Source organism: Listeria weihenstephanensis, assembly GCF_003534205.1.
In the GTDB taxonomy this organism is placed as follows: domain Bacteria; phylum Bacillota; class Bacilli; order Lactobacillales; family Listeriaceae; genus Listeria_A; species Listeria_A weihenstephanensis.
In genome coordinates this window covers 77,512-101,126 of record NZ_CP011102.1, presented here as the reverse complement: position 1 = coordinate 101,126, position 23,615 = coordinate 77,512, and the positions used below count along the sequence as shown (strand labels likewise).

Here is a 23,615-nt window from a genome sequence, read left to right as displayed (position 1 = left end):
CATTTTACTCACAGCAAGTTCTCCATCCCGACCGTTATTATATAAATATAAGCTAACAACAACAAACGAACTTTCATTCTTTCCCCCTTTTTGGATGAAAGCTCGTAAAACTCCCTTTTTGACCACCGTGGTTACTCCCTTTTCCACGGTGGTTTTTTTGTTGTGTTTAAAATCTTTCTAATCACGAGGGACCCGCCTAACCTCAGCGGAGCGACAAATGCTCAGATCCTAGGCAAAAGCGCGCACCGACGCGGAACGTATATGTATACGTGAGCATCGGAGCACAGCTTTTAACGACGGAAATGAGCGTTTGTCGCTTCGCTGAACGTAAAACTCCCTTTTTGAGCACCTTGGTTCTCCCTTTTCCACGGTGGTTTTTTTTGTTGTGTTTAAAATCTTTCTAATCACGAGGAACCCGCCTAACCTCAGCGGAGCGACAAATACTCAGATCCTAGGCAAAAGCTACTTAAAGGACGGCAATCTCACTTCGCTGAACGTATAAAAAAGCCTTGAAAAATTTCTTGCAATTTTTCAAGGCTTCTCTTTATTTTTAAAAATTAACTACACGACCATATCCCGCGATGTACTTTTTCCAGTAGCCGCTTGATACGTTGTCATATTTCACACCGTTGTTCTGAGCATTGATCATCTTACCGCTACCAATATAGATACCAACATGAGCAATCCCGCTGCCGTAATTGAAGAATACAAGATCGCCTTCTTTTAGTTGGTTTGCTTTAATTTTTGTAGAAGCGTTATATTGAGCTTTTGCCGTTCTCGGAATAGTTTTATTAATCGATTGTTTGAATACGTAGCTTGTGTAGCCGGAGCAATCAAATGATGTTGGACCAGTTGCGCCCCATTTATATTTTTTACCTAAATGTTTTTTTGCTTCTGTGTTTAACGCTGTAAATGACTGTGCTTTATATGGTGCTAAGCATTTCCCCGATACATAGCCCACTTTGCCTTTGTATGTAATACGGTACCAGTTATTTTTTGTTTTAGCGTTGAATGTTACAGTCGTTCCTGCTTTGTAATAACCTATGACCGGATGCTTCACACTATCCCCAGTGCGAATATTGCTTTCCACAGTTGTTGTCATCTTGTATGTCGTTGCCGCTTCCCCAGACTTCGGTAATATGAAAACACTTACTGCCAGAACCAATACGAGCAATAACGCCATACTTTTCTTCATAGATTTCACAGTCAAAACATGCACTCCCTTTTCCCCATTTGAGACATATCATACCAGATAGACATTACAGACAAAATACAATCTCGCGTCAATCCCTTTAAATTCAAAAACTATTTTTCATCAAATTCTAATCTAACTCACAGCTAATTTTTTTCTCACAGCTGTATTATATGTTTATAAGCTAACAACAAGCAAACAAATTTTCATACTTTCCCTTAAGAATGAAAATCCCAAACTCCCTTTTTGACCACCGTGGTTACTCCCTTTTCCACGGTGGTTTTTTGTTGTGTTTTAAAATCTTTCTAATCACGAGGGACCCGCCAAACCTCAGCGGAGCGACAAATGATTAGTTCCTAGGCAAAAGCTACTTAAAGGATGGCAGTCTCACTTCGCTCCACTGCATATTGAGGCTCTAATTCACTTTGCTTCAAAGTGCCTCAACAACGCGGAACGTATATGTATACGTGAGCATCGGAGCACAGCTTTTAACGACGGAAATGAGCGTTTGTCGCTTCGCTGAACGCAAAACTCGCTTTTTGAGCGCCTTGGTTCTCCCTTTTCCACGGTGGTTTTTTGTTGTGTTTTAAAATCTTTCTAATCACGAGGGAACCTCCAAACCTCAGCGGAGCGACAAATGATTAGTTCCTAGGCAAGAGTAAGGATGTTTTCTCACATTCCAAATTTATCAAAAAATAACTTGTAATCGTTTACAAAAGATGTTATATTGAATTTAACGAAAATTTGTTGTACCACTCAATACAATTTAAAAGGATTGTTACCGTTCATTCGGGCATAACCTAAGTAGATTTAGAGTCGCGTTATTTTGACGTCTGCTCGAATCTATTTGGGTTTATTTTTTTGCCAAATTCCTATAGTCACACATCGTTTTCAACAGTTTAGTCGACTGTCGAGATAAATTTTAAACAAAAAAGGAGCAAAAAAGATGAAAAAACAGATGTTAAAAATTTTATTGGTAGTTTGTAGTGTGTTCTTAGTTATAGGTTCAAGCGGAGTAATTGCAAATTCATGCAAAAAACCTACGCCAGCCAAAAATGTAACTATTACTTTCTATGTAGTGAGACACGGGAAAACAATGTTGAATACCACGGACCGCGTACAGGGATGGTCTGACGCCGTTCTAACGCCTGCTGGTGAAAAGGTAGTCAAAGATGCTGGTAAAGGACTTAAAAACGTTCAATTTGGCGCAGCGTACAGTAGCGACAGTGGACGCGCAGTTCAAACTGCCAATCTTATCTTAAAGGAAAGCAAAAAATCATCATCTCTTAAATTAAATACAGATCAACGCTTCCGTGAGTTCAATTTTGGCTCATATGAAGGAGATTTAAATCATAATATGTGGACTGATATCGCTAAGAGCCAAGGTAAAACACTTGATCAGTGGCTAAGCGAAGGTATCGTACCGAAAGATTTCGCAAATAGTGTTGCCGCACTTGATAAAACACGTATTAAAGACGATGGCACAAACTGGCCAGCTGAAGATTATGCAACGATCACAACTCGCTTAACAGACGGAATTAATGATGTTGCAATCAAAGAAAGCAAAAAAGGCGATCACAATGTTCTACTTGTATCCCACGGCCTCAGCATCGGTGCCTTACTTGACACCATTTCCCCTGGATTCAAATTACCAGACGGTGGACTAAAAAATGCAAGTGTTTCTAAAATCCAATACAAAAATGGTAAATTCACGATTCTAAGTGTCAATGATATGAGTTACGTAGAAAATGGCGCGAAGATAAAATAAGTAACAAAAGCTTAGCATGAAGCCTCTTTGGAGCAACATTGCTAAGCTTTTTATAACTTCAAAAACTTTATTATCAAATTCTAATCAAGATCACAGCCAAATCTCTCTGACAAACGTTATTATAAACCTATAAGTTAACAAAATAAATTTTCATTCTTCCCCTGAGAACGAAAATCCCATAACTCCCTTTTTTGACCACCGTGGTTACTCCCTTTTCCACGGTGGTTTTTTTGTTGTGTTTTAAAATCTTTCTAATCCCGATGGAACCGCCAAACCTCAGCGGAGCAACACACCATTACTTAGCTCTATTTCTGAAAACACAAGTATCTCTTTCACTCTACTCTCATATGTTGCGTCCATTTTGATAACTTTATCATAGCCTTTTTGAGCAATTTTAGATCTCATATCCTCATTACGAGTGTAAAATGCCACTTTTTCTACCAATTCTTCCTTGCTACTGAAGAAATCCGCCTCCACTCCTTGTTTGAAAATGTCCATATGTTCTGCTGTCCTCGTTCCCAAGAAAAATCCTCCACACGCTGGGATTTCGAACGTTCGCGCGGTGTGTTGCTCTGTCGATAATGTCGTTAGGAATCCCACCGAAACCTTCGCACCTTGGAAAACTTTCGCCATTTCTTCACAAAAAATGGGGCGTCCTTCACAAAATCGGTTTAATTTATAGCTTTTAGGAATCTTATCCCACTTTGTTCCCCAAACTTTTAAATCATAGTTTGCTTCAGCGATTTCATTCAGTGCATCAGCTCTTGGCAGCTCCATTCGGCCGACGAACGCAACATCTGTTTTGAAAATCGGGATTTCTTGGTTAGTCAACTTTATGGGATGATGGATATCGGGATCGTACGCATACTTCATAAAATGAACATACTGACAGCCAAACTGCTTGTATTTCTCTACTTCTGTCGTTTTGGCAGTCACCACAATATCGTATGCGAGAATAGCTTTATCTAGAATTTGGGACGTGTGGTAGCGATCGTCAAAAAGAAAATCAGGATGAAAATGTATTGTCGTAATACCTTTGGATTTCGCGTACTGAATGATTTCTTCGGTCACCCACAGACCTTTGACCACGAATAAGATATCAGGTTGGTAAGAATCAATCGTACGTTCAATTGTTTTATTGAACTTTTGGAATTTGGCCTTGAATGGTAATTTACGAACCTTCATATAGAGTCTTTCTGGGATCGTATAATTGTAAAAATAGCCGTCTGTTTCGATAACCCGAATATCACAGCCTAATTTCGTAAAACCACTGAACAAGGACCTGCTATTCGAGCCACGCCAACCAGCTCCAATTGCTAAAACTTTAAGTTGCTTTTTCATGTTGTTCCTCCTAATTCTAAATTTTTCTCTAACAAACAAATAATCGTCAGTGCTAGCCCCATCCCAAGCCAAACGACGCGCATTTCAAAAATACTACTGCTTCCAATTGATATCGCGAAAAAGGCAACCAAAATACAGATCGGAATCGTAGCCAATAGGTGTTTACTCGTGACGTATAGTTTCAAAGCGTGTGCAACGAGCCAAAAAAATAGCACAACAAATGGGAAGAAGCCAATGACACCAACGTCTGATAAATTAGAAAGCCATAGATTATGCGCACTCATCGTTTGTTGCATATCGACTGGTATATTCGATGTTCCATATAACGCGGTAAAAACGTATTTTGGAGTCACGCCAATGCCAACACCTAAAAAATAGTGTTCTTTGCATAATCGGTAAATCGTTTCGTACATGAACATACGTTGATCGGTGGAATTTACTTTTCCAGTAAAATATGTGGTAAGTTGCTCCCCATGTTTGGCTATCAGGATAATTGCACCAACTAAAGAGCCCATAACGAGCCCAAAAAAGAAGATAATTTTTTGCTTGACCATTTTGTATAGCATCAATATCACGACAATCGAAAAAGCGAGCAAGCCAGAGCGCGATTCTGTTTCAAAAATGAGGAATACGAGCACGCCGAGCGCCCCTATACCAATGAGCGTTTTAAAGAATGTTTTTTTGTGAAATAAGGCTAAGAACAAGGCTGGTACGTAAAAAGCAAGATAAGAACTATAGTCGTTTGTGTTGACAAGCAGTCCAGTTGGGCGTGTATCTCCGTATGACAAAATATTTCCCGCCGAATATATCAGATGGTTCCCCGTTAGAGCTTCCCATAGACCGATAAAAATGGTTAACACATAAATAATTAAGATCCAAGTCAGGATTTGCTTTAATTTTGCGAAGCTATCCATGTAATAAACAAAGGCGAATACGAGGTAAAACGACTCAATTTGGTAGTATATTGCAGGTAAGCTGAGTGATGCTGATCCAGTCCATAGTAAGCTGAAAATAGAATATAAAATCCAGACAATAAATAGGATGAGCGGGATTTTCACTGGTTCTAGTTTCTTAAAGTCCTTTTTTTCGAACAAAAATAAGACCATATGTAGAATGATCAAAATCCGAAACAGGAAAAAGCTTGGAAACGCAGGAAGCGCTAAATACGGACCAAGAAAACCGCTGATCACAACGCCGATAAAAAGATAATAATTGCATTTATGAAGTGGGATATCTTTTATCATATAAAGTAAAATCGCGATAAGAAGAATCCCTAAAACTGCTGGTACGAAAGGAGTTATCACACTTAATATCATAAATAAGATAATGATGCTCCGATTTTTGTTATTCCAAGTTTCATTCCATCTGTTCATGAGCGGTTCCTTTCAAATTAGTAGCCAGTCCTTACTTTCGACAACACGAGCGAGTTTTTTTTATCTGCTACAATTATTTATTCTGTCTCCGTAAAAGTTCCCCCTCTAAATAGGTTGCATCTAGTTTTTGGCATTGAGATGGCTTTGCTGATCTGTTTTGTCCCACCATGCGCTTTTTACAAGGTTTTCAATTGTATTTTCTTCAAATCTTTTTCTGAGAATCCTTGCTGGTACACCGCCGACAATAGCGTATGGCGGAACATCTTTTGTCACCACAGCTCCAGCAGCTAATATCGCACCATCGCCTATTTTTACACCTTGCATGACCAGAACATTTCCACCTATCCAAACATCATTCCCGATGATCGGCGGATTCTGAAAATTATCCCAATTCTTGCTATCATAAGTGAATGGAGATGTGGACACTTTATCAATGGGATGCTCGTCTAAACCGATTTGGCAGTAGGCCGCAATTGAGCAGTATTTCCCGATGATCCCTGACGCAATAATAGCTCCTTTATTAACATACGAATAATCACCAATGCTCACATTATTTCCAATAATAACATCTCGATTAATCCAGCAATCCTTTCCCAGCGCCACATTCACGCCAATTTGACTCGAATGGATTGTGTTTTTTGGAAATCTTTTTCTGCATTTAATCAAATTCATATAAGCTCTTAACTCTAAAGGCATATATTTTTTTATATTCATATTGCTGTACTCCCATCGTTTTCTACACGTTATAATCTCTCTAAGCTTATAAATAGTATATAGGAGACTTCTGTTATTTTCAACTCCGTATGAATCGATTATATCTAAATATTCACCATTTGAGTGTTTAATTAATGAAAGTATGTTATCATACATGAGGATTTTTCGTATAGAGTCTGGATTAGCCCATCAAGTTCAGCTCGAATTGAGTGGCTTACTAACAAACTATGACTATTCGGTGAACGAAAATTAATATTCTTTACATGATTCTATAAAAAAAACTGAGCCCTCTTTTATAAGGAACTCAGTACATCTTCTATTTAGTTAAACCAACCTTTGACTCCATCGGCTACGTAATCCCAAATACTAGTGAAAAATCCACCAATACTGGATAGCATCAGCATGAACCAGTTAGCCTTTTCGACATCGTCTTTCGTCACAACATTGATTGTATCTGTTTTCTTGCCATCTACATATCCAAGTGTGTCGCCGTCTTTAAGCTGAACTGACATTGTTCCAACTTTTGTATCCTTCTTCACTGGAGCATCTAGAGTCTTCTTATCTAACGTTACTTTTTCATCTAGTTTTGGTTCGGTTGTTGTTTTTGGAACGACTATTTTTACAGCTTCCTTCGTCATTAGGCTCACATTATCTTCTTTGCCTTTATCAACGGGAATTGTTTCTTTCACTGCTGCATCTGCCTTACGAACTTCCATCAATTTAAAATTGTTAAACGCATAATCCAGCATTTTATTTGTTTCACTGAAACGTGTTTTATCATGGTCACTTGTACCACCATTGGCATGCATAAGTACCGTGATAACCCGCATTCCGTCTTGCACTGCGGTCGCCGTTAAACATTGACCAGCGTAATCTGTCGTCCCTGTTTTAAGGCCATCCACACCTTCACGCGCGTATATCAAGCCAGGTAATAGCCAATTCCAGTTGGTCATATCGATCTGGTCGCTTGTACCTTCACGGAATTTTTTCTTCGCAATACTCGATGTTTTAAGCACATCTGGATAATCTTTAACGATATGTTGCGCAAGTTTTGCAACACCACGTGCCGTCATTTTATTCTCATCTGTCGCTGATCCAACTTGAGATTTACCTTTTAGATCTGCGTTGTTTAGGCCCGTAGAATTCACAAAATGATGTTCTCCAAGTTTTAATTCATCTGCTTTTTTGTTCATCATATCAACGAACTTCGCTTCACTGCCTGCTATTTTTTCAGCGATTGCAATTGCTGCACCGTTTGCTGAATAAATCGCCATCGCTTGATAAAGCTCTTCTACGGAGTATTCTTCACCGCGTCTTAGCGGCACGTTGGAAAGCGAACGATCCTGTGACACCTCATATGCATAATCGGAAATTGTGACTTTATCGTCCCATTTCAGCTTGCCTTTTGCTACTGCTTCTGAAATTAAGTACTCATCCATCATTTTTGTCATCGATGCAATGCCCATTAGTTTGTCAATGTCTTTACCGTACAAAATTTTACCTGTTCCTTCTTCAATTGTAATTGCCGCATTCGCGTTAATTGTTGGTGGTGCTACAGCTGCATCCACCGCTATTGGTCCATGTACTAAACTACTCATTGCGAGTGTCGCTGCTAAAAAGACAACACCTAATTTCGAAAAAATTTTCACCTTACCGCTCCTTCATGCTCTATGTTTTTATTTTTTAACATCCAAGATCAAGCTCCCTTAGCCTCTTGGAAGATACTTTAAAATTGAGAGATACCTAACTATTCTACCATGAATTAAATAGCTAGCATAGGAACTTTAGTCATAAAATTATTTTATTATTGGGAGCAAAATATGAGATGGGTGTTCCGCGTCATGAAAAATTGTTTGATTGGCGATAACACTCTCTGTTGTATTGATAAAACTAGCGCCAGTATTTGGGTTAGCATCAAAGCGCGGGAAGTTACTCGATGATATCTCCACACGAATCGAATGTCCCGGTAAAAATACATTACTTGTGGCCCACAAATTAATAGTGTAGCGTTGAATTTCATTTTGAACGGTATCTCCGTGTTGTTTGGAGGCACGGATGATACCTTCTGTAAGATTAAAAGCAGTCCCATCTGGCATGACATCCATGATTTTAGCTGTAAAATCCGTATTAACAGCATCTGTTTTTGCCCATAAAGTTACCTCAATTGGACCAGTTACTTCTAGTTCTTCAGTAAGAGGCGCCGTTGTGTAGCATAAAATATCTTCGCGTAATTCTAGTTCGCGTTGATCGCGCGGTCCATCTGCCTGAATCGCTTTATGGAGAGTTCCACCGCCATGAGATGGTACAGGATTTTCTGGATCATATACGAATTTGTCGCTATTTCCGGTGGCTTTTGGTCGATTAAAACTAGCTGTGCCATCACCAATCCGCGTATTAGCCTTCCCATCACTATGAAAATACAGCGGTGTAAAATTCGTGTTTTCAAGTGGCCAGTTTTTCGCACCCTGCCATTTATTAATTCCCATCGTGAATATTTGAATTGGCGCGGTCTGTGGTAACAGCTCGCCTTTTAGCCAATGATTGAACCACTCGATATGGCGCTCATGCATAGCCGCCTCCCCCCATGATCCTGCTGCTGTTCCAAAATCACGATCACCAATCATCGATATGAAATTACCGTGTGTCCATGGTCCGATTACAAGTTTGTCCCCTAGACCTTGGCGATGACCACCGAGAAAATTAGCAATCGTTTTATCCAAGAAGCAGTCATACCAACCACCAATGTGAAGTCCTGGCGTTTTTACTTTATCATAATTATTTTTTACACTCGTATTTTTCCAATGTGGGTGGTCGAGCGGATAGTCTAGTATCTCAGTGAAATAAGGCATTGCACCAGTATTTTTGATTGGTGGCCAGGCATTGATCGGCTTGAATTTATACCATTCCTCTAGGTTATCCATATCTTTTGTCCACTTTTCAAATGCTAGTTCCTGCTCTTCTGGATCGGTAATATTTCGTACAATTAGATCTGGTAAAATCGATTCAATGCTCCACGACGCCCAAGCCCCAAGTTCCAGCGCACCATCGTGATCATTAAATACGTCCGTCATATTATTTTGCGACATCGTTGGTACGATAACTTTCAAGCTCGGCGGTTCAGCCATAGCGGCCAATAACTGTGTGTAGCCGTAATATGACAAGCCAAACATGCCGACTTTTCCATTTGCTTGCGGCAATCTTGCAGCCCATTCTACCGTATCGTAACCATCGTTCGCCTCATTTATGTATGGAATGAATTCTCCCTCTGATGCAAAGCGACCTCGCACATCTTGCACGACAACAATATAACCGTTCTCCGCCAATACATCTGGGCGTAAAAAATGTAATCCAAAAATCTTACTGTATGGAAGTCTTGTTAGTAAAACTGGGAATTCTCCCTCCGCATCTGGGCGGTAGACATCGGCGTATAATGTTACGCCATCTCGCATTTTCGCTGGGACATCTTTCTCAATCTTAATTTTACAATGTTTCACGTGAAACAACCTCCTTTTATACCTTTTATTGTTTCGTATTCTGGCGCTAGAGTCAAGAAAAGCGCCCAACAAAAAAACTAGAGTTCCCTCTGAATTTATACTCAGAAAGACTCTAGTTCGGAAATTTACTCAAGTTCATGTAAAATTAAATCGAGCGGAACTGGTCCAGCAATGCCAATAAATACGAAATCTTTGGTTCCGGTATTCTTCATACCGTGTTTCTCGCCTGGCCTAGCGACACATACCATCCCTTTGGAAATTTCAACAGATTCGCCAAATTCTGGATAATATGTTCCTGAATCCCCATCAATACAAATCCAAATATCATCTGCCTGTTTATGTGAATGAAAATAAAGCTCTTGCCCCGGCTTCAAACACCAAACTGCACCAACTGTTTGTCCTGTTTCATAAAAAATATTTTTCTTGGCTTGATTATCATCGAAAGACTTGATTTCATTTACATCAAAAATACGGTTTTGGTAGTCTTGTACTTTTTTCGCAAACATCGCTCTTTGCAACCCCTCTCGAATTTGTGATTATATTCACAAATAATATTCTACACCTGATCAGCCAAGAAATCTTTGTTCTTTTGAGCTAGTTTTATAAGCAATTTTTATCCAAATCGGATAAATCTTCTAACCTTTATGTCCACCGACCATAGTCGCACGTTTGCGCCCTGTTGCACCATTAGCTAAACTGCTTGCATGCATCAATGATTGAAATCCATACCGATCGCGAATTTTGTCTATCGTTCGCTCTAATTGCTCTTGATTCACGGTTTGGACCGCATTTTCAAAAAGATTCAGCTGTGTTCCTGTCTTATAACTGATTTTCCCAAGTTGAACAGATATGCTACGAATTGGTTCATGGACAACGTGTTTTCGAAATAAATGGAGTACGTAGACAGCGATTTTCTTACTGCTATCTGTTGGATGAATCTTCATTTGGTGACTAAAACCTTTACGTGTACTGTAACGGCTATAGCCTATCGCTAAATGGACAACTGCTGATTCTGCATGTTCACGCCGTAAACGCATAGCGATATCCTCCACCATTTCGCGAATCACAATCTCGACTTCACGGTGATTTGGATAATCACGCTCTAATATTTGATTCTTACTGTAACTCTTTGATAGTGGTACGTACTTCTCAGCTAAATCTGTATAATCGACGCCATTTGCATGATAATAAAGCTCTTCACCAACTAGCCCCATCGCATGACGCAGAATGCTCGGCTCGGTATGCGCTAAATCATATATCGTATAAATTCCTAAGCGATTTAGCGCCACTTCTGTTCTCCTGCCAATCCCCCACATCTCAGTCATCGGCTTCACTCGCCATAACTTGCTTGGAACATCCGCGTAACGCCATTCTGCAATACCATCTTCTTGATGTTTCGCCTCCACATCTAATGCTACTTTCGCCAGTAAAGGGTTGTCGCCAATTCCAATCGTGACGTACAAACGCAATTCATCTAAAATATCTTTCTGGATTCTTTTCGCTATTGTCATGGTGTCACCAAATAGGCTATGTGAATGTGATACATCCAGAATAGCCTCGTCGATAGAGTAAATTAGTAAGTGTTCAGGTGCTACATAACGTTTAAAAATCTCGACGATCAGTTCATTAACTTGCAAATAGAGCTTCATTCTCGGTTCTGCCACAACAATTCGTGTGTCCTCAGGAATTTCATAGCGTCTTGATCCCGTTTTGATATGAAAGACATCTTTCATTTTCGGTGTCGCAGCAAGAACTAGACCACCCTGACTTTCCTGATTACTCATCACGACTAAATAGGCTTCTAACGGGTTTAATCTCCTTTTGACACACTCAACGGATGCGAAAAAAGCTTTTTACATCGATGCATAGAATATCACGTTTAGGTGCATGTTCATAATTGATTAACTGTACCATTTCTCCAGCCGCCTCTCTTCTATATGACGGATATTGGACAGTTCGATTGCTTTGATTCCGCTGCTTGTTCGAATATAAATACTATCGCCTTCAATCCCGATCAATTGCCCAAGAATATCTGCTTTTGCTTCGATACCGATGGCTTGGTGTTCCTGAATCGCTAGCATCACGCGGTGAGACAGAGCATGCTCTAAAACATCTTGAATACTCGCCTCATCCATCGCTTCTTTCCATTGCGGGGCTTGATTTGCTTGCTCAATATGCGCCGTATGTTCACTCAATATGAAGCCGCCCCACTTCTTCATTCCCCGGTCTTTGTAGGTCATGATAAACCGCCTCCTGTTTCTTGGCTAGATGAATAATTCGCTACTTTTCCTCCACCACTATATATATCAGTATACAAACATACGTTCGCTTTTGCAAGTTGATACTCAAAATATTAAAAAATCGCATCTATTTAGCTAGTAAACTTCCAATTTAAAACACTGCATAAAAAAATACACACCCAAGTTTAAATTTGGATGTGTATCCACATTTTATTTAAGTTTCAATTTCGCCAAAGCTTCTGCCATCGGGTTATTGAATGGCTCTTCTTCTTTCTTAGTTTGCTTCTTCATATAGTTCGCAACTTCGCTTTTCGAGACATTTTTATTTTTCTCGTTACCTCGGCGAGCGTTGAAAGCAGAGAGTTTTTCGCGATGCCCACAAGAACACGTGAAGATTTGTTTATCGCCTTCTCCGCGCAATTCCATACGTTTATGACAGTTTGGACAGCGGGCGTTTGTCGTTCTCGCAACGGATTCACGATGTCCGCATTCACGATCTTGACATACAAGCATTGTTCCTCTTTTACCCTTCACTTTGAGCATCAATTTGCCGCAATCTGGGCATTTTGTGGAGGTAACGTTATCATGTTTGAACTTCTTGTCATTTTGCTTAATTTCATTCACAGCTTTTTTCGCATAATCGCGCATTTCGTTCGTAAATGTGGTCTTATCTAGCTGACCTTTTGCTATTTTGGATAGTTTTTGCTCCCAGATAGCAGTCAACTCAGGCGATTTCAAGTCAGTTGGAACGAGGTCTAGCAATTGACGACCTTTTGACGTGATCATGATATCTTTTCCTTGCTTCTCGAGAGAAAAACTATTGAAAAGTTTCTCGATGATATCGGCGCGCGTTGCTACAGTTCCGAGTCCGCCAGTTTCACCAAGTGTTTTCACAAGATCTTTTTTACCGCTAGAAAGGCTTGGGTTTTCCATCGCTGAAAGTAGTGTCGCCTCGTTGAATCTAGCTGGTGGCTTTGTTTTACCGGTAGTCAGCTGAATATCGCGAACCTTCAATTGCTCGCCTTTTTTCAGTTTGGTCACGGTGTCAATATCGTTATCTTCGTTGTAAACGGCCTTCCAACCGAGTGATTTCACGACTTTGCCTTTAAGACCGAATGTTTCGTTGCCGATTTTGGCTTGCACGGCTGTTTCTTCATACACAAATGGTGCGGAAAGTATGGCTAAAAAGCGCTTGACAACGAGGTCATAAATCTTGCGTTCGCGATCGTTTAAATCAGACAAACTCGGCGTTTCTTCCGTCGGGATAATCGCGTGGTGATCGCTTACTTTGCTATTATCGACGAAAGACTTACTCGCTTTGATTGGCTTAGATGCTATGGCACGTGCAGGTTTCGCATATGGACCGATCCCACACGCTTCGACGCGTTCTTTCAATGTCGGTACGATATCATCAGAAATGAAGCGCGAATCCGTACGTGGATATGTTAGAATTTTATGGCGTTCATATAAGGCTTGCATAATATTTAGCGTTTCTTTTGCAGAAAAATCGAAGCGTTTATTGGCATCACGTTGCAGTTCCGTCAAATCATACAGACCTGGTGCATGGGTTTTCTTCTCCTTCACAGCAACATCGGTAATCAGCGCTTCCTTGCCGTTCAAGCTCCGCGCGATTTTCTCCGCTTCAGCCTCATCGAAAGTCTGGCCCTTACTCCACGCAAAACTGCCCTGTTCCGTGACCGCAGTCAACTGGTAAAATTCTTTAGGCTTAAATTGGCGAATCTCTTCTTCACGCCCAGCGATCATCGCAAGTGTCGGCGTTTGAACGCGTCCACAAGAAAGTTGCGCATTATATTTGGTTGTTAGCGCGCGCGTGGCATTAATTCCAACCACCCAATCAGCTTCTGAGCGGGCTTCTGCTGAACGATACAAGTTTTCATAAGCTTTCCCTGGTTGCAGGCGATTGAACCCTTCACGGATCGCTTTGTCGGTTACAGATGAGATCCAAAGACGCTTAATCGGCTTCTTCACTTTGGCGTATTCAATGATCCAACGCGCCACAAGTTCGCCCTCACGCCCTGCGTCCGTCGCGATTACAATTTCAGTAACATCTTTACGCGTCATCAGACTTTTCACGGTCTCGTATTGTTTACGCGTTTGTTTAATCGGTACAAGTTTCATTTTTTGCGGAAGCATCGGTAAATCTTCCATGTTCCACGATTTATATTTGGCATCATAATTTTCAGGGTCGGCAAGTGTGATTAAATGCCCCAGCGCCCACGTTACAATGTATTTCGAACCTTCAAGGTAACCATTTTTGCCCTGCTTGCAACCAAGCACGCGCGCAATATCTTTCCCGACAGAAGGCTTTTCTGCTAAAACTACAGTTTTTGTCATATTAAAATTCCTTTCTGGACTCTTGGATACCTCCATTTTACCATAAAAAATCCTTCTATACTTACTTCCTTTTGTGTATCTAGGGTTTTGTTAGATCATAGGTGTCTTCATAGTCTTAACCTCTGGCGGATTACATGCTCGCTTTGCTCTCATGCATATTGTGGTTCTAAATCGGCATTGCCTCATAAGATCCTCTGGTGGATTACATGCTCGCTTTGCTCTCATGCATATTGTGGTTCTAAATCGGCATTGCCTCATAAGAACCACAACAAAAAGCCTGAGCAAAAGCATCGTACACTGCTCTCACTCAGGTCTCTTAGTTATTCTTTTTTGTCTTCGTCTTCGTCTTTATCTTTTTTCGAACGTTTTCCTAACCAGAATGCTAGGAGTACAAGCAAGATCAGCACGAGCGCGCCGCCTGCAATGTACCACCATGTGTAGTCTTTTTCAAGATCTACGGCGGTGTCGTTCAGTTTCTTCGCGTCGTCACCCTTTATGGTGAATTCTTCATCCCATTTCCATGTTTTATCTCCAGATGTTGCCACCATTTTCAAACGATATTTCCCGGCTTTCAGTGGCTGGTTTTCCCAATCAATAGCATAGTTAAAATTGGAATTTGGCGCCATTCTTAAGTTATCGCGTTTGGCTTGGTGCAACACTTGGTCGTCCCCTGATTTGTAAACTTTCGCATCAATCATCAATGGTTTAATCATTGTTGCTTCAGGGTTTTGTAAGTTCGCTGTTACCACGTTGCGGTAGTTGATTTGTTGTGGTTTGATCGCATGAAGTTTCATGTCCGGTTTCACAACAGTATCGTTTTCCGATAGCATCACGCCCACTACATACGCATAGCGATTCTTGATTTGTACGCCTTTACCACTTTCTTTTTTCGCGTTGGCATCTTCTTTTTCAATGAATTGTAATCCGCCTAAAATAATGCCGTCAAAGGACGCGGCGGGCATTGTTACCGTCACCTTAATTGTTTTACTGCTGTTCGCAGGAAGCACGGCCTCATCGTCAGTTTTCGCAATTTCGGAAAATGGTGTTTTCAGCGATTTGTCCAGTTTCGGATCGGTTTGGCTGTAGTCCACAATTCCATTATCGTTGGTAACCGCCGTGTTTGCGTTTGTTTCAATCGTGATTTCCTTATCTGTATCGTTTTTAAGTACAACCTCTAAATCCTGTTTTTGACCCGGTTTCATGCGTAAGTCGAAGTACGTTTTGGATTTATCGATTTGGTTATCTGGAATAACCGCCGTTACCGAGAAATTCGCGGCCGCCTCAGGGCTTAACGGATGAAATAACACCCCTATCAACATAATGGGCAATACTAAAATTAACATGAACTTCTTCACAAAATCCCAACTCCTTTCAATTCTCTCTTTTAAAAAATGGTTTATATGCCTCCATTACCAATACCCGTTGATTCGGTTTTAAAAACTAAAAAATTTTTTCAAGTTTCCTTAGAAAAAGGCTTGTTTTGGTGAACGTTTTGTGAATATCGTCTTTTTTAGCAATAAAAAAAGATAGCATCCCTATTTGAACTAACTTATGCTCGTAACAGAACAGTATAGAAAGTGTGTAAATAGTGAAAAAAATACAAATCTATTCTTGGATGACATGCTTAATTTTTGTGATTTTACCATGTTGACAAAAGCAAAAGTGCGAAGGGCGATATCATCACATATGGAATGGGGATGGGAATGATCCGTATATTCGCACGACTCAGTACACGCACAGTCTTGCTTCTAATCCAAATGTCGTGATTATTCAACTCGGAACGAACGATTCGAAGCCTCTGAATTTTGCGAAAATCGATTCGTTTGTTGGCGATTACGTGAAGCTGGTTAACAAATATAAGAGTTTAGCAACGAAAGCAGTATTTGTGTGGAATAATATTCCTAAATACTGCTCTTTCATTATCTGTAATTCATAAAAAAAGCGTATACTTCGTGAAGAATTGGTTAACTCTGCTTTTTTGACCTGTTTTTTAGCTTGAAAAAGGTGGGATACATACTTGAGCTTTGCTATGATTGGAATTAATCTATAATTTGGAAAGGATGGAACGCACAAAAATGATGAAAAAACTAATGACCTATTCACTGACGGCTAGCATCTTAGTCGCCATTTTCATACTGGTACCTTTATCGGCAAAAGTCATGGCGCAAAGCTTCATCCCAACGGTTAATATTGTGACGACCGCTGGAAACACAGTAGCATTACCAAGCGAGGTCGATCAGGCTGATAGCGCATACAAGTTAACGAAAACGAAGGTCACATGGGACAATGTAGATCCTACTATTTTCAACCAAGTCGGGAAACATAAAGTCCACGGTAAAACGGTTATGACCGGTGAGCCTGTCCAAGGCGCGATCCATGTTTTTGGCACGAATAAGCCTGTCAATGTGGCGGCAATCGGCGATAGTATCACGTATGGTATGAATGTGGAAAATGTCACTGAAAATGCCTACCCTAAACAGCTCAACAACAGACTCGGAGTGAACTATAATGTAACAAATTTCGGAAATAGCGGAAAGACCTTGCTCGAAAACGGGGATGCCCCTTTCATCCGAACAACGCAATACACGCAGAGTTTGGCGTCTAATCCAGATGTTGTCATCGTGCAACTCGGAACGAACGACTCGAAACCGGCTAATTTTCAGAGAATCAGTGCTTTCGTCGACGATTATGTGAAATTGATTAATAAATATACAATGCTAGCCTCGAAACCTGTTGTCTACGTGTCATTACCACCCATCGTCTTCAAGCCAGCTTACGCAATTACGCAAGAAAAGATGGAGCTAATTTTGCCAAAAATCGTGGAAGCCGCTGAAAAAGCGGATTTAGACGTTTCTATCATTGATAACCAAACTGCCACGATTGGCGCGGGTGCATTCGTACCAGATGGCGTTCACCCAAATGGAAAGGGAGCTGCCATTTTAGCAAATAATGTATACCATACCATTACCGGCGCGCAACCGGAACTAACCGGAGAAGTGCTAGCTAATGCTTATAATACAAGCTATGGCGCCATTAATGCGGTCCCAACAACTGCGGATAAAACGTTATTTCTATCCAATATCGCCACAGAAAATTGGGTTTCTTATAGCAATGTGAAGTTCCACAAATCGCTTGAAAACCTAGAGATGTATGCCGCGATACCGTACGATGCAACAACAGTGGAAGTAAAGCTTGATAGCCCAACTGGGACAACGATTGGTACTAAAATTTTGAATAAAACTGGGAGTGCTACTAGCTGGTCTTGGCATACGATTCCAGTTGCAGAAACAACTGGGAATCACGATGTTTACTTCATTTTTAGCCGACCAACAACCACAGCTGGGACAGAAATTGCGCGTCTCGGAAAGATTGATTTTTCTTATGAAGCAGTAATATCACCTGAGATTACTTCGGCGCAGGATTTGGAAGATGCTCTTACAAGCGGACTTACCGACCTGAAACTAATGAATGATATCGTCCTCACCAAAAATCTACTGCTCCATGAAGATACAAAACTTGATTTAAATGGGCATGTATTGAATACCACTGACTTTTATCTAAGTAAAGATGAGGCAGCTGGGAAACGCATTCAATTTGATATTTTTGACGGTCAAGTTACTGGTTTGAATGCCAATGGTAGTATTTATAACCCTGATTCTGAGAACGACAGCAATGGCATGCATATCAACGCCAAAGATATTATGTTTCACGGAACACTTTTCATTCGCAGCAACGTGAATGGTACGGTTGTTACTTTTGATGGTCATAATGTGATTCAATCGACGACTGGCAGCAATGTTTATGCCCGCAATATCACCATCAAAACTGGCGCGTATTATTTCGGTTCTACAGAAGGCGGTGGTTCCTCCAACGAGAGCGGTTCCACTGTTATCACGATGGGAACTAGCAATACGGACAAGCATTTCATCGTCGAGCCCCATGCAAAAGTAGAGCTGTCTCCTGGAAGTATTGGGATAGATTACAGGCAAAACGCGATTTACGGCTTCTCTAAAATCAAGATTGGAGAAAACGCCAGCTTTATAGCAATTGGTGCAAGACCAATGTTGCGGACGGATTACACTGCTGAAAATGCACGTGTGGAAGTAGCTCCAAATGCCAGATTCGACGTTCGCACAACGGAAGCGCTGGAAGGGTTCTCCTACACGCACGGCATCGACTATGTATTTGATCATGTCGCGTATCTAAACATAGAAAGCCCGAACAAGACCAGCTTTATGACGGCCAATCAAAATAGTTCCATCCATATCTACAGTGGTACTATCAGCGTTTGGACGGCCACGAACACCACCCAAAGTTGGGCTCCTGTTGAATCCTTCCAGCTGAGTGGTGAAAATATGAAAAGCTTGACAACCAGCTCCGAGGAACTCCAAAACACATTCGGCAGCCTTGCAAATTATGTAAGACTCACGAATCAAAATTAAACGAAATACAGCAGCATCTGGACTCGATAACCGTCCAAATACTGCTGTTTTTTATGCTTGTTTCTGTAATACTTCCAAAAATTCCGCGCCATATTTCTCAAGCTTGTTCATACCGACACCTTTGATCTCCAAAAATGCCTCTTCATCTTTCGGCAAGTACTCACACATTTGCCGTAACGTTTCGTCGGAGAAAATAATATACGGCGGAACTTTGTGTTTCGATGCCAGCTCCCGACGAACCTCGCGCAATTCGCCGAACAATCCTTCATCTACGGCAATCGATACCTTCGTAACTTTCCGAGCCGTTTTCCGCGTCACTTTTTCCTTACCAAGCAGCACCTTAACCGCCTCGTTCGTCAGTTTCAACGACGGAAATTGGCTGTCCGTATACGCTAAATACTTCTCCGCCGCCAAATAATCGATCAATTGTAGCACATCTTTTTGTGAGCGGTCCTTCATCAAGCCATGCGTCGATAACTCCTCCAAGCGCCACTGCTGGATTTTCTGATCCTTCGAGCCCGTCAACACTTTGGCAACCATCACTTTTCCGAACCGTTCTTGCATCCTTTTAATACATGAAAAGACTTGCTGTGCCTCAATCGTGATGTCCTGTGCTTCGCGCGTATCGAGGCAGTTACCACATCGTCCGCAGTTCTCGCCTTCCTCGCCAAAATACTGCACAATATATTTCTGCAAACAAATCTCCGTATAGCCATAACCCGCCATCTGACGCAGTTTTGCATACTCATTCTGCTTGCGTTCCTCGTCCATTTCCGACTGATCAATCAAAAAATGCTGAATATGCGTGTCTTGCGGTCCGAACAGCAAAATACAGTCACTCGCAACGCCGTCACGCCCAGCACGCCCAGCTTCCTGATAATACGCCTCGACATTCCGCGGCAAATTATAATGAATCACGTACCGCACATTCGATTTGTTGATTCCCATACCAAACGCATTCGTCGCCACCATCACGCGCACATCGTCGTACAGAAATTTCTCCTGCCAACCATTGCGCTCCTTGTCCGACATCCCACCATGATATTTCCCCGTCGGAATGCCCTTCTTGTTCAACATCTCGTACAGCCGTTCCACCTCTTTACGCGTCGCCGCATACACGATTCCCGACTGCTCACTATTCGTTTTCACATAGTCGAGCAGATACTTATCACGATCCTGCCCCTTCACGACCTGAAAAGCCAAGTTTTCCCGTGCAAATCCCGTCTGAACAATACTATCTGGGCCAATATCAAGCAACTTCATAATATCATCCGAAACCGTTGGCGTTGCCGTCGCCGTCAGCGCAATAATAAGCGGGCGCGGATGAATCCGATCCAGCGTATCACAAAGCGTCAAATAACTCGGACGAAAATCATGTCCCCAATGCGAAATACAATGCGCCTCATCAATCGCAAAAAGTGCAATATCCGTCGTGTCCACCAACCGCTGAAAACTCGCCGTCTCCAACCGCTCAGGCGCGATATAAAGCAGCTTTACCGCCCCGTTTTCCGCATCCCACAACCGGTTATCAATCTCATTTCCCGTCAAGGAACTATTCACAAACGTCGCCGGAATCCCCTGCTCATTCAGCGCATCCACCTGATCCTTCATCAATGAAATCAGCGGCGAAACAACAATCGTCAAGCCGTCCAAAACCAGCGCTGGAATCTGGTAACAAAGCGATTTCCCGCCTCCAGTAGGCATTATCGCTAACGTATCCTTACGCGCATAAAGGTTTCGCAATACATCCTCTTGCCCATCGCGAAACGACGAATAACCAAAGCTCTCCTGCAAAACCTGCTGCGATCTACCCCAATATTGTTCTATCATTTTCCACTAGCACCTACCTTTATCTCCCGTGCAAACTTTTCTATCTATCTAGTATACCGTTTTTCACCAAACAAAAGAAGGACTTTCACGAAATCCGTTTTTTCACAGATCTCAAGCCCTTCAAAATTGATTTTTACCCCTGATTTAGTAGCTAATCGCGCGTTTTTTCAAAGCACTCCACGTACTATTGAACGCTGCTTTCGAGATTCGGACGTTCTTTTTCACTGTCCATGGATCGTTGTAGTAATAATAACTGCCATCATATCCCGTTAGAGTCACCGCATGAACACTAAAACCGTGCATCCGCGTCCAAGCAACGACAGGCCGGCCTGATTTTAACTTTTTCTCCAAAGTCGCATTCGCAGCCCCTGTCAAATTCACCGCTGAACCCGCATATTTCTTCGTTAATTTCATCAAAGCAGGCGGGTAAATCGTGTATCCTGAGCGATTAAACGGATTCCCAACATAACCTAAATTCGGATTACTCGCATGTTTTGGCATCTCGCGCGCCAACCTCACCTTGTCCACATTCGCACCCTTATACTTCAGCATCATTGTCACCGCCACAATCTCGCACCCCGTCGGCAACTGCGGTCGTTGCGCAATTAGCGGCACATTGAGCAGCACTTTTGCAGTAGGTTTTGGCGGTGGCACAGGCTTCACAACCCGCGTCGTCAAATAATTCCCCGACACATACGCCTTTTTCCCTTTAAAAATAAATTGGTGCCATTTCCCAGTCTTCGCCAAACTGCTCACTTTCGCGCCCTTTGTTAGCCAACCAACCGCCTTATAATTCGTCCCAGCCCCAGCGCGTACCGTCAAGTTCGCCGTTGTATAATACGTTGTTGCCGCCGAAACCGTTGATAAACTGATCAAACTCAATAAAACGACTAGGACTAGTCCCACCAAACATTTCCGGTAATTCCCCATTTTCAAATCCCCCTAAAATTTCACAGCTATCCTTTCGATTATGTTATTTTTATATACCTCCCTGATTTAATAGTAAACAAATTAACATAAATATGATCCTGTTTCTTATTTAAACAGCATTAATAGGAGTTTTCAGTTGTTTCTAGAGTAAAAAATAGTATATTTTAAAACCACGCAAAAAAAGCGATAAAAAACCTAATTTCAGATTTTTTACCGCTTCTTTTAATTTTCACATCAGGAAATACTATAGTTCGGTGCTTCTTTCGTAATTTGGATATCATGTGGATGCGACTCACGTAAGCCCGCACCAGTCATACGAATGAATTGCGACTCTTCACGTAAATGGCGCAAATCAGGCGAACCACAATAACCCATACCAGAACGAATCCCTCCAATAAGTTGGAACAGCACGTCCGCAAGAGAACCCTTATAAGGCACACGACCTTCAATACCCTCTGGAACCAGCTTCTTCGCATCCGCTTGGAAATAACGATCCTTAGAGCCCTTCTCCATTGCAGCAAGGCTTCCCATACCACGATACGTTTTAAAACGACGACCTTGGAAAATTTCCGTTTCGCCAGGGCTTTCGTCAGTTCCAGCAAACATACTACCGATCATAACCGCATGTCCACCAGACGCAAGAGCCTTCACGATATCGCCAGAATACTTGATTCCACCATCCGCAATAATCGTTTTGCCATACTCCCGTGCAACCGTCGCGCAATCATAAATCGCCGTAATCTGAGGCACACCAACACCTGCAACCACACGCGTCGTACAAATCGAACCAGGTCCGATACCCACTTTCACGATATCCACCCCAACATCAAAAAGTTCACGCGTTGCCTCAGCCGTTGCCACGTTACCAGCAACAATATTTACGTTTGGAAATGCCGCACGGATCTCAGCAATTTTATTCAAAACACCTTGTGAGTGACCATGCGCCGTATCAATCACGATCGCGTCCGCCCCAGCTTTCACTAGTTTCTCCGCACGACTAAGCGTATCATGTGTCACGCCGACTGCCGCTGCAACAAGCAAACGACCATGTGAATCCTTCGCCGAATTCGGGAACTCAATCACTTTTTCAATATCTTTTATCGTAATAAGACCTCTCAAAACACCATTATCGTCCACAAGTGGCAATTTCTCAATACGGTGTTTCTGTAGGATATTTTCAGCTTGCTTCAAAGTCGTGCCAACTGGTGCTGTAACTAGGTTTTCCTTCGTCATCACATCAGAAATCACGATCGAATAGTCTGTAATGAAACGCAGATCACGGTTGGTCAAAATCCCAACAAGAATGCGATCTTCTTCATTATTAACAATCGGTACACCCGAAATACGATATTTCGCCATCAAATGCTCCGCGTCAAATACTTTATGATCAGGCGTCAAGTAGAACGGATCAATGATAACTCCACTCTCCGAACGCTTCACTTTCTCAATTTCACCAGCCTGTTCATCCGCGCTCATGTTCTTATGAATAACCCCGATGCCACCTTGACGAGCCATTGCAATCGCCATTTTAGCCTCCGTTATCGTATCCATACCCGCACTGAAAACTGGTACATTAAGCTTAAGTGTTCGCGTCATTTCTACTTTCAAACTCACTTCATTCGGCAGTACATCCGATTTCGCCGGTACCAACAATACATCATCAAAAGTAAGACCTTCTTTTGCAAACTTAGTCTCCCACATGGGTCGCAACACTCCTTCAAATTTGGTTGGCTTCACAGTTCCAAATTCCGAACATTTCTATAGTAGAAAAATCGCTCGTAACCCTTCCCTTTTTCGCCGATAGATTTTGCTAATTAGATAAATGCTACAAGAAATAGTCGCGTATGTCAAGAGGCTTGCAATTATCAGTTTTTTCTGAACTAGTTTGACTTTCAGACCATTAGCGAACTATTTTGATATGAAAGGAGTTGCAGCC

General features: G+C 41.7%; 15 protein-coding genes and 1 pseudogene. 2 read left to right on the top strand and 14 right to left on the bottom strand.

The features are described from left to right. Positions 1–550 precede the first annotated feature (550 nt). Positions 551–1,195 carry an NlpC/P60 family protein gene (locus UE46_RS00440; RefSeq protein WP_036060615.1) on the bottom strand — a complete coding sequence of 215 codons (645 nt, stop codon included), beginning with the start codon at positions 1,193–1,195 and terminating at the stop codon, positions 551–553. A 943-nt stretch (positions 1,196–2,138) separates the two neighbouring features. On the opposite strand from UE46_RS00440, the gene UE46_RS00435 reads away from it, so the two are divergent. After that, entirely contained in the window at positions 2,139–2,960 is an 822-nt protein-coding gene (locus UE46_RS00435; protein WP_036060585.1) for a histidine phosphatase family protein, read from the top strand. Between the two features lie 276 nt (positions 2,961–3,236). Here UE46_RS00435 and UE46_RS00430 read toward each other — a convergent pair whose 3' ends face one another. The 10 genes and pseudogenes from UE46_RS00430 to UE46_RS00385 form a co-directional block, all read right to left on the bottom strand. Beyond that, positions 3,237–4,301 (bottom strand): CgeB family protein, encoded by a 1,065-nt coding sequence (locus UE46_RS00430; protein ID WP_051492898.1) that lies wholly within the window; start codon positions 4,299–4,301, stop codon positions 3,237–3,239. Continuing rightward, entirely contained in the window at positions 4,298–5,674 is a 1,377-nt protein-coding gene (locus UE46_RS00425; protein WP_036060582.1) for an O-antigen ligase family protein, read from the bottom strand. Before UE46_RS00425 ends, UE46_RS00430 begins: the two co-directional genes overlap by 4 nt. A gap of 120 nt (positions 5,675–5,794) precedes the next feature. Next, positions 5,795–6,388 carry a CatB-related O-acetyltransferase gene (locus UE46_RS00420; protein ID WP_118907327.1) on the bottom strand — a complete coding sequence of 198 codons (594 nt, stop codon included), beginning with the start codon at positions 6,386–6,388 and terminating at the stop codon, positions 5,795–5,797. 320 nt (positions 6,389–6,708) lie between these two features. Continuing rightward, a complete protein-coding gene (gene pbpD1, locus UE46_RS00415) occupies positions 6,709–7,986 on the bottom strand; it encodes a D-alanyl-D-alanine carboxypeptidase PBPD1 (RefSeq protein WP_051492902.1) in 1,278 nt (425 codons plus the stop codon). 198 nt (positions 7,987–8,184) lie between these two features. Further along, a complete protein-coding gene (locus UE46_RS00410) occupies positions 8,185–9,882 on the bottom strand; it encodes a CocE/NonD family hydrolase (protein ID WP_036060579.1) in 1,698 nt (565 codons plus the stop codon). 125 nt (positions 9,883–10,007) lie between these two features. Then, the gene (locus tag UE46_RS00405) at positions 10,008–10,388 is read right to left on the bottom strand and encodes a cupin domain-containing protein (RefSeq protein ID WP_036060576.1); all 381 of its coding nucleotides are present in this window, start codon (positions 10,386–10,388) and stop codon (positions 10,008–10,010) included. 129 nt (positions 10,389–10,517) lie between these two features. Then, positions 10,518–11,771 (bottom strand): annotated as a pseudogene (locus UE46_RS00400) (Y-family DNA polymerase). Between the two features lie 12 nt (positions 11,772–11,783). Beyond that, positions 11,784–12,122: a hypothetical protein gene (locus UE46_RS00395; RefSeq protein WP_036060572.1), complete on the bottom strand. Its 339-nt coding sequence runs from the start codon at positions 12,120–12,122 to the stop codon at positions 11,784–11,786. Between the two features lie 210 nt (positions 12,123–12,332). Then, on the bottom strand, positions 12,333–14,477 hold the full coding sequence (locus tag UE46_RS00390) for a DNA topoisomerase III (protein ID WP_036060571.1): 2,145 nt from the start codon (positions 14,475–14,477) through the stop codon (positions 12,333–12,335). Positions 14,478–14,797: 320 nt separating this feature from the next. Then, on the bottom strand, positions 14,798–15,820 hold the full coding sequence (locus UE46_RS00385; protein ID WP_118907788.1) for a WxLIP family cell surface protein: 1,023 nt from the start codon (positions 15,818–15,820) through the stop codon (positions 14,798–14,800). A gap of 732 nt (positions 15,821–16,552) precedes the next feature. Between UE46_RS00385 and UE46_RS00380 the strand changes: the two genes are divergently transcribed. After that, positions 16,553–18,919 (top strand): GDSL-type esterase/lipase family protein, encoded by a 2,367-nt coding sequence (locus UE46_RS00380; protein WP_159103093.1) that lies wholly within the window; start codon positions 16,553–16,555, stop codon positions 18,917–18,919. Between the two features lie 51 nt (positions 18,920–18,970). On the opposite strand, the gene recQ is transcribed toward UE46_RS00380, so the two are convergent. From recQ to guaB, 3 genes are all read right to left on the bottom strand, one after another. Beyond that, complete coding sequence (recQ, locus tag UE46_RS00375; RefSeq protein ID WP_036060568.1) at positions 18,971–20,749, bottom strand: DNA helicase RecQ; 1,779 nt, start codon at positions 20,747–20,749, stop codon at positions 18,971–18,973. A gap of 144 nt (positions 20,750–20,893) precedes the next feature. Beyond that, on the bottom strand, positions 20,894–21,679 hold the full coding sequence (locus tag UE46_RS00370; protein ID WP_118907326.1) for a C39 family peptidase: 786 nt from the start codon (positions 21,677–21,679) through the stop codon (positions 20,894–20,896). A gap of 234 nt (positions 21,680–21,913) precedes the next feature. After that, positions 21,914–23,380: an IMP dehydrogenase gene (gene guaB / locus UE46_RS00365; RefSeq protein ID WP_036060565.1), complete on the bottom strand. Its 1,467-nt coding sequence runs from the start codon at positions 23,378–23,380 to the stop codon at positions 21,914–21,916. Between the last annotated feature and the right edge of the window lie 235 nt (positions 23,381–23,615).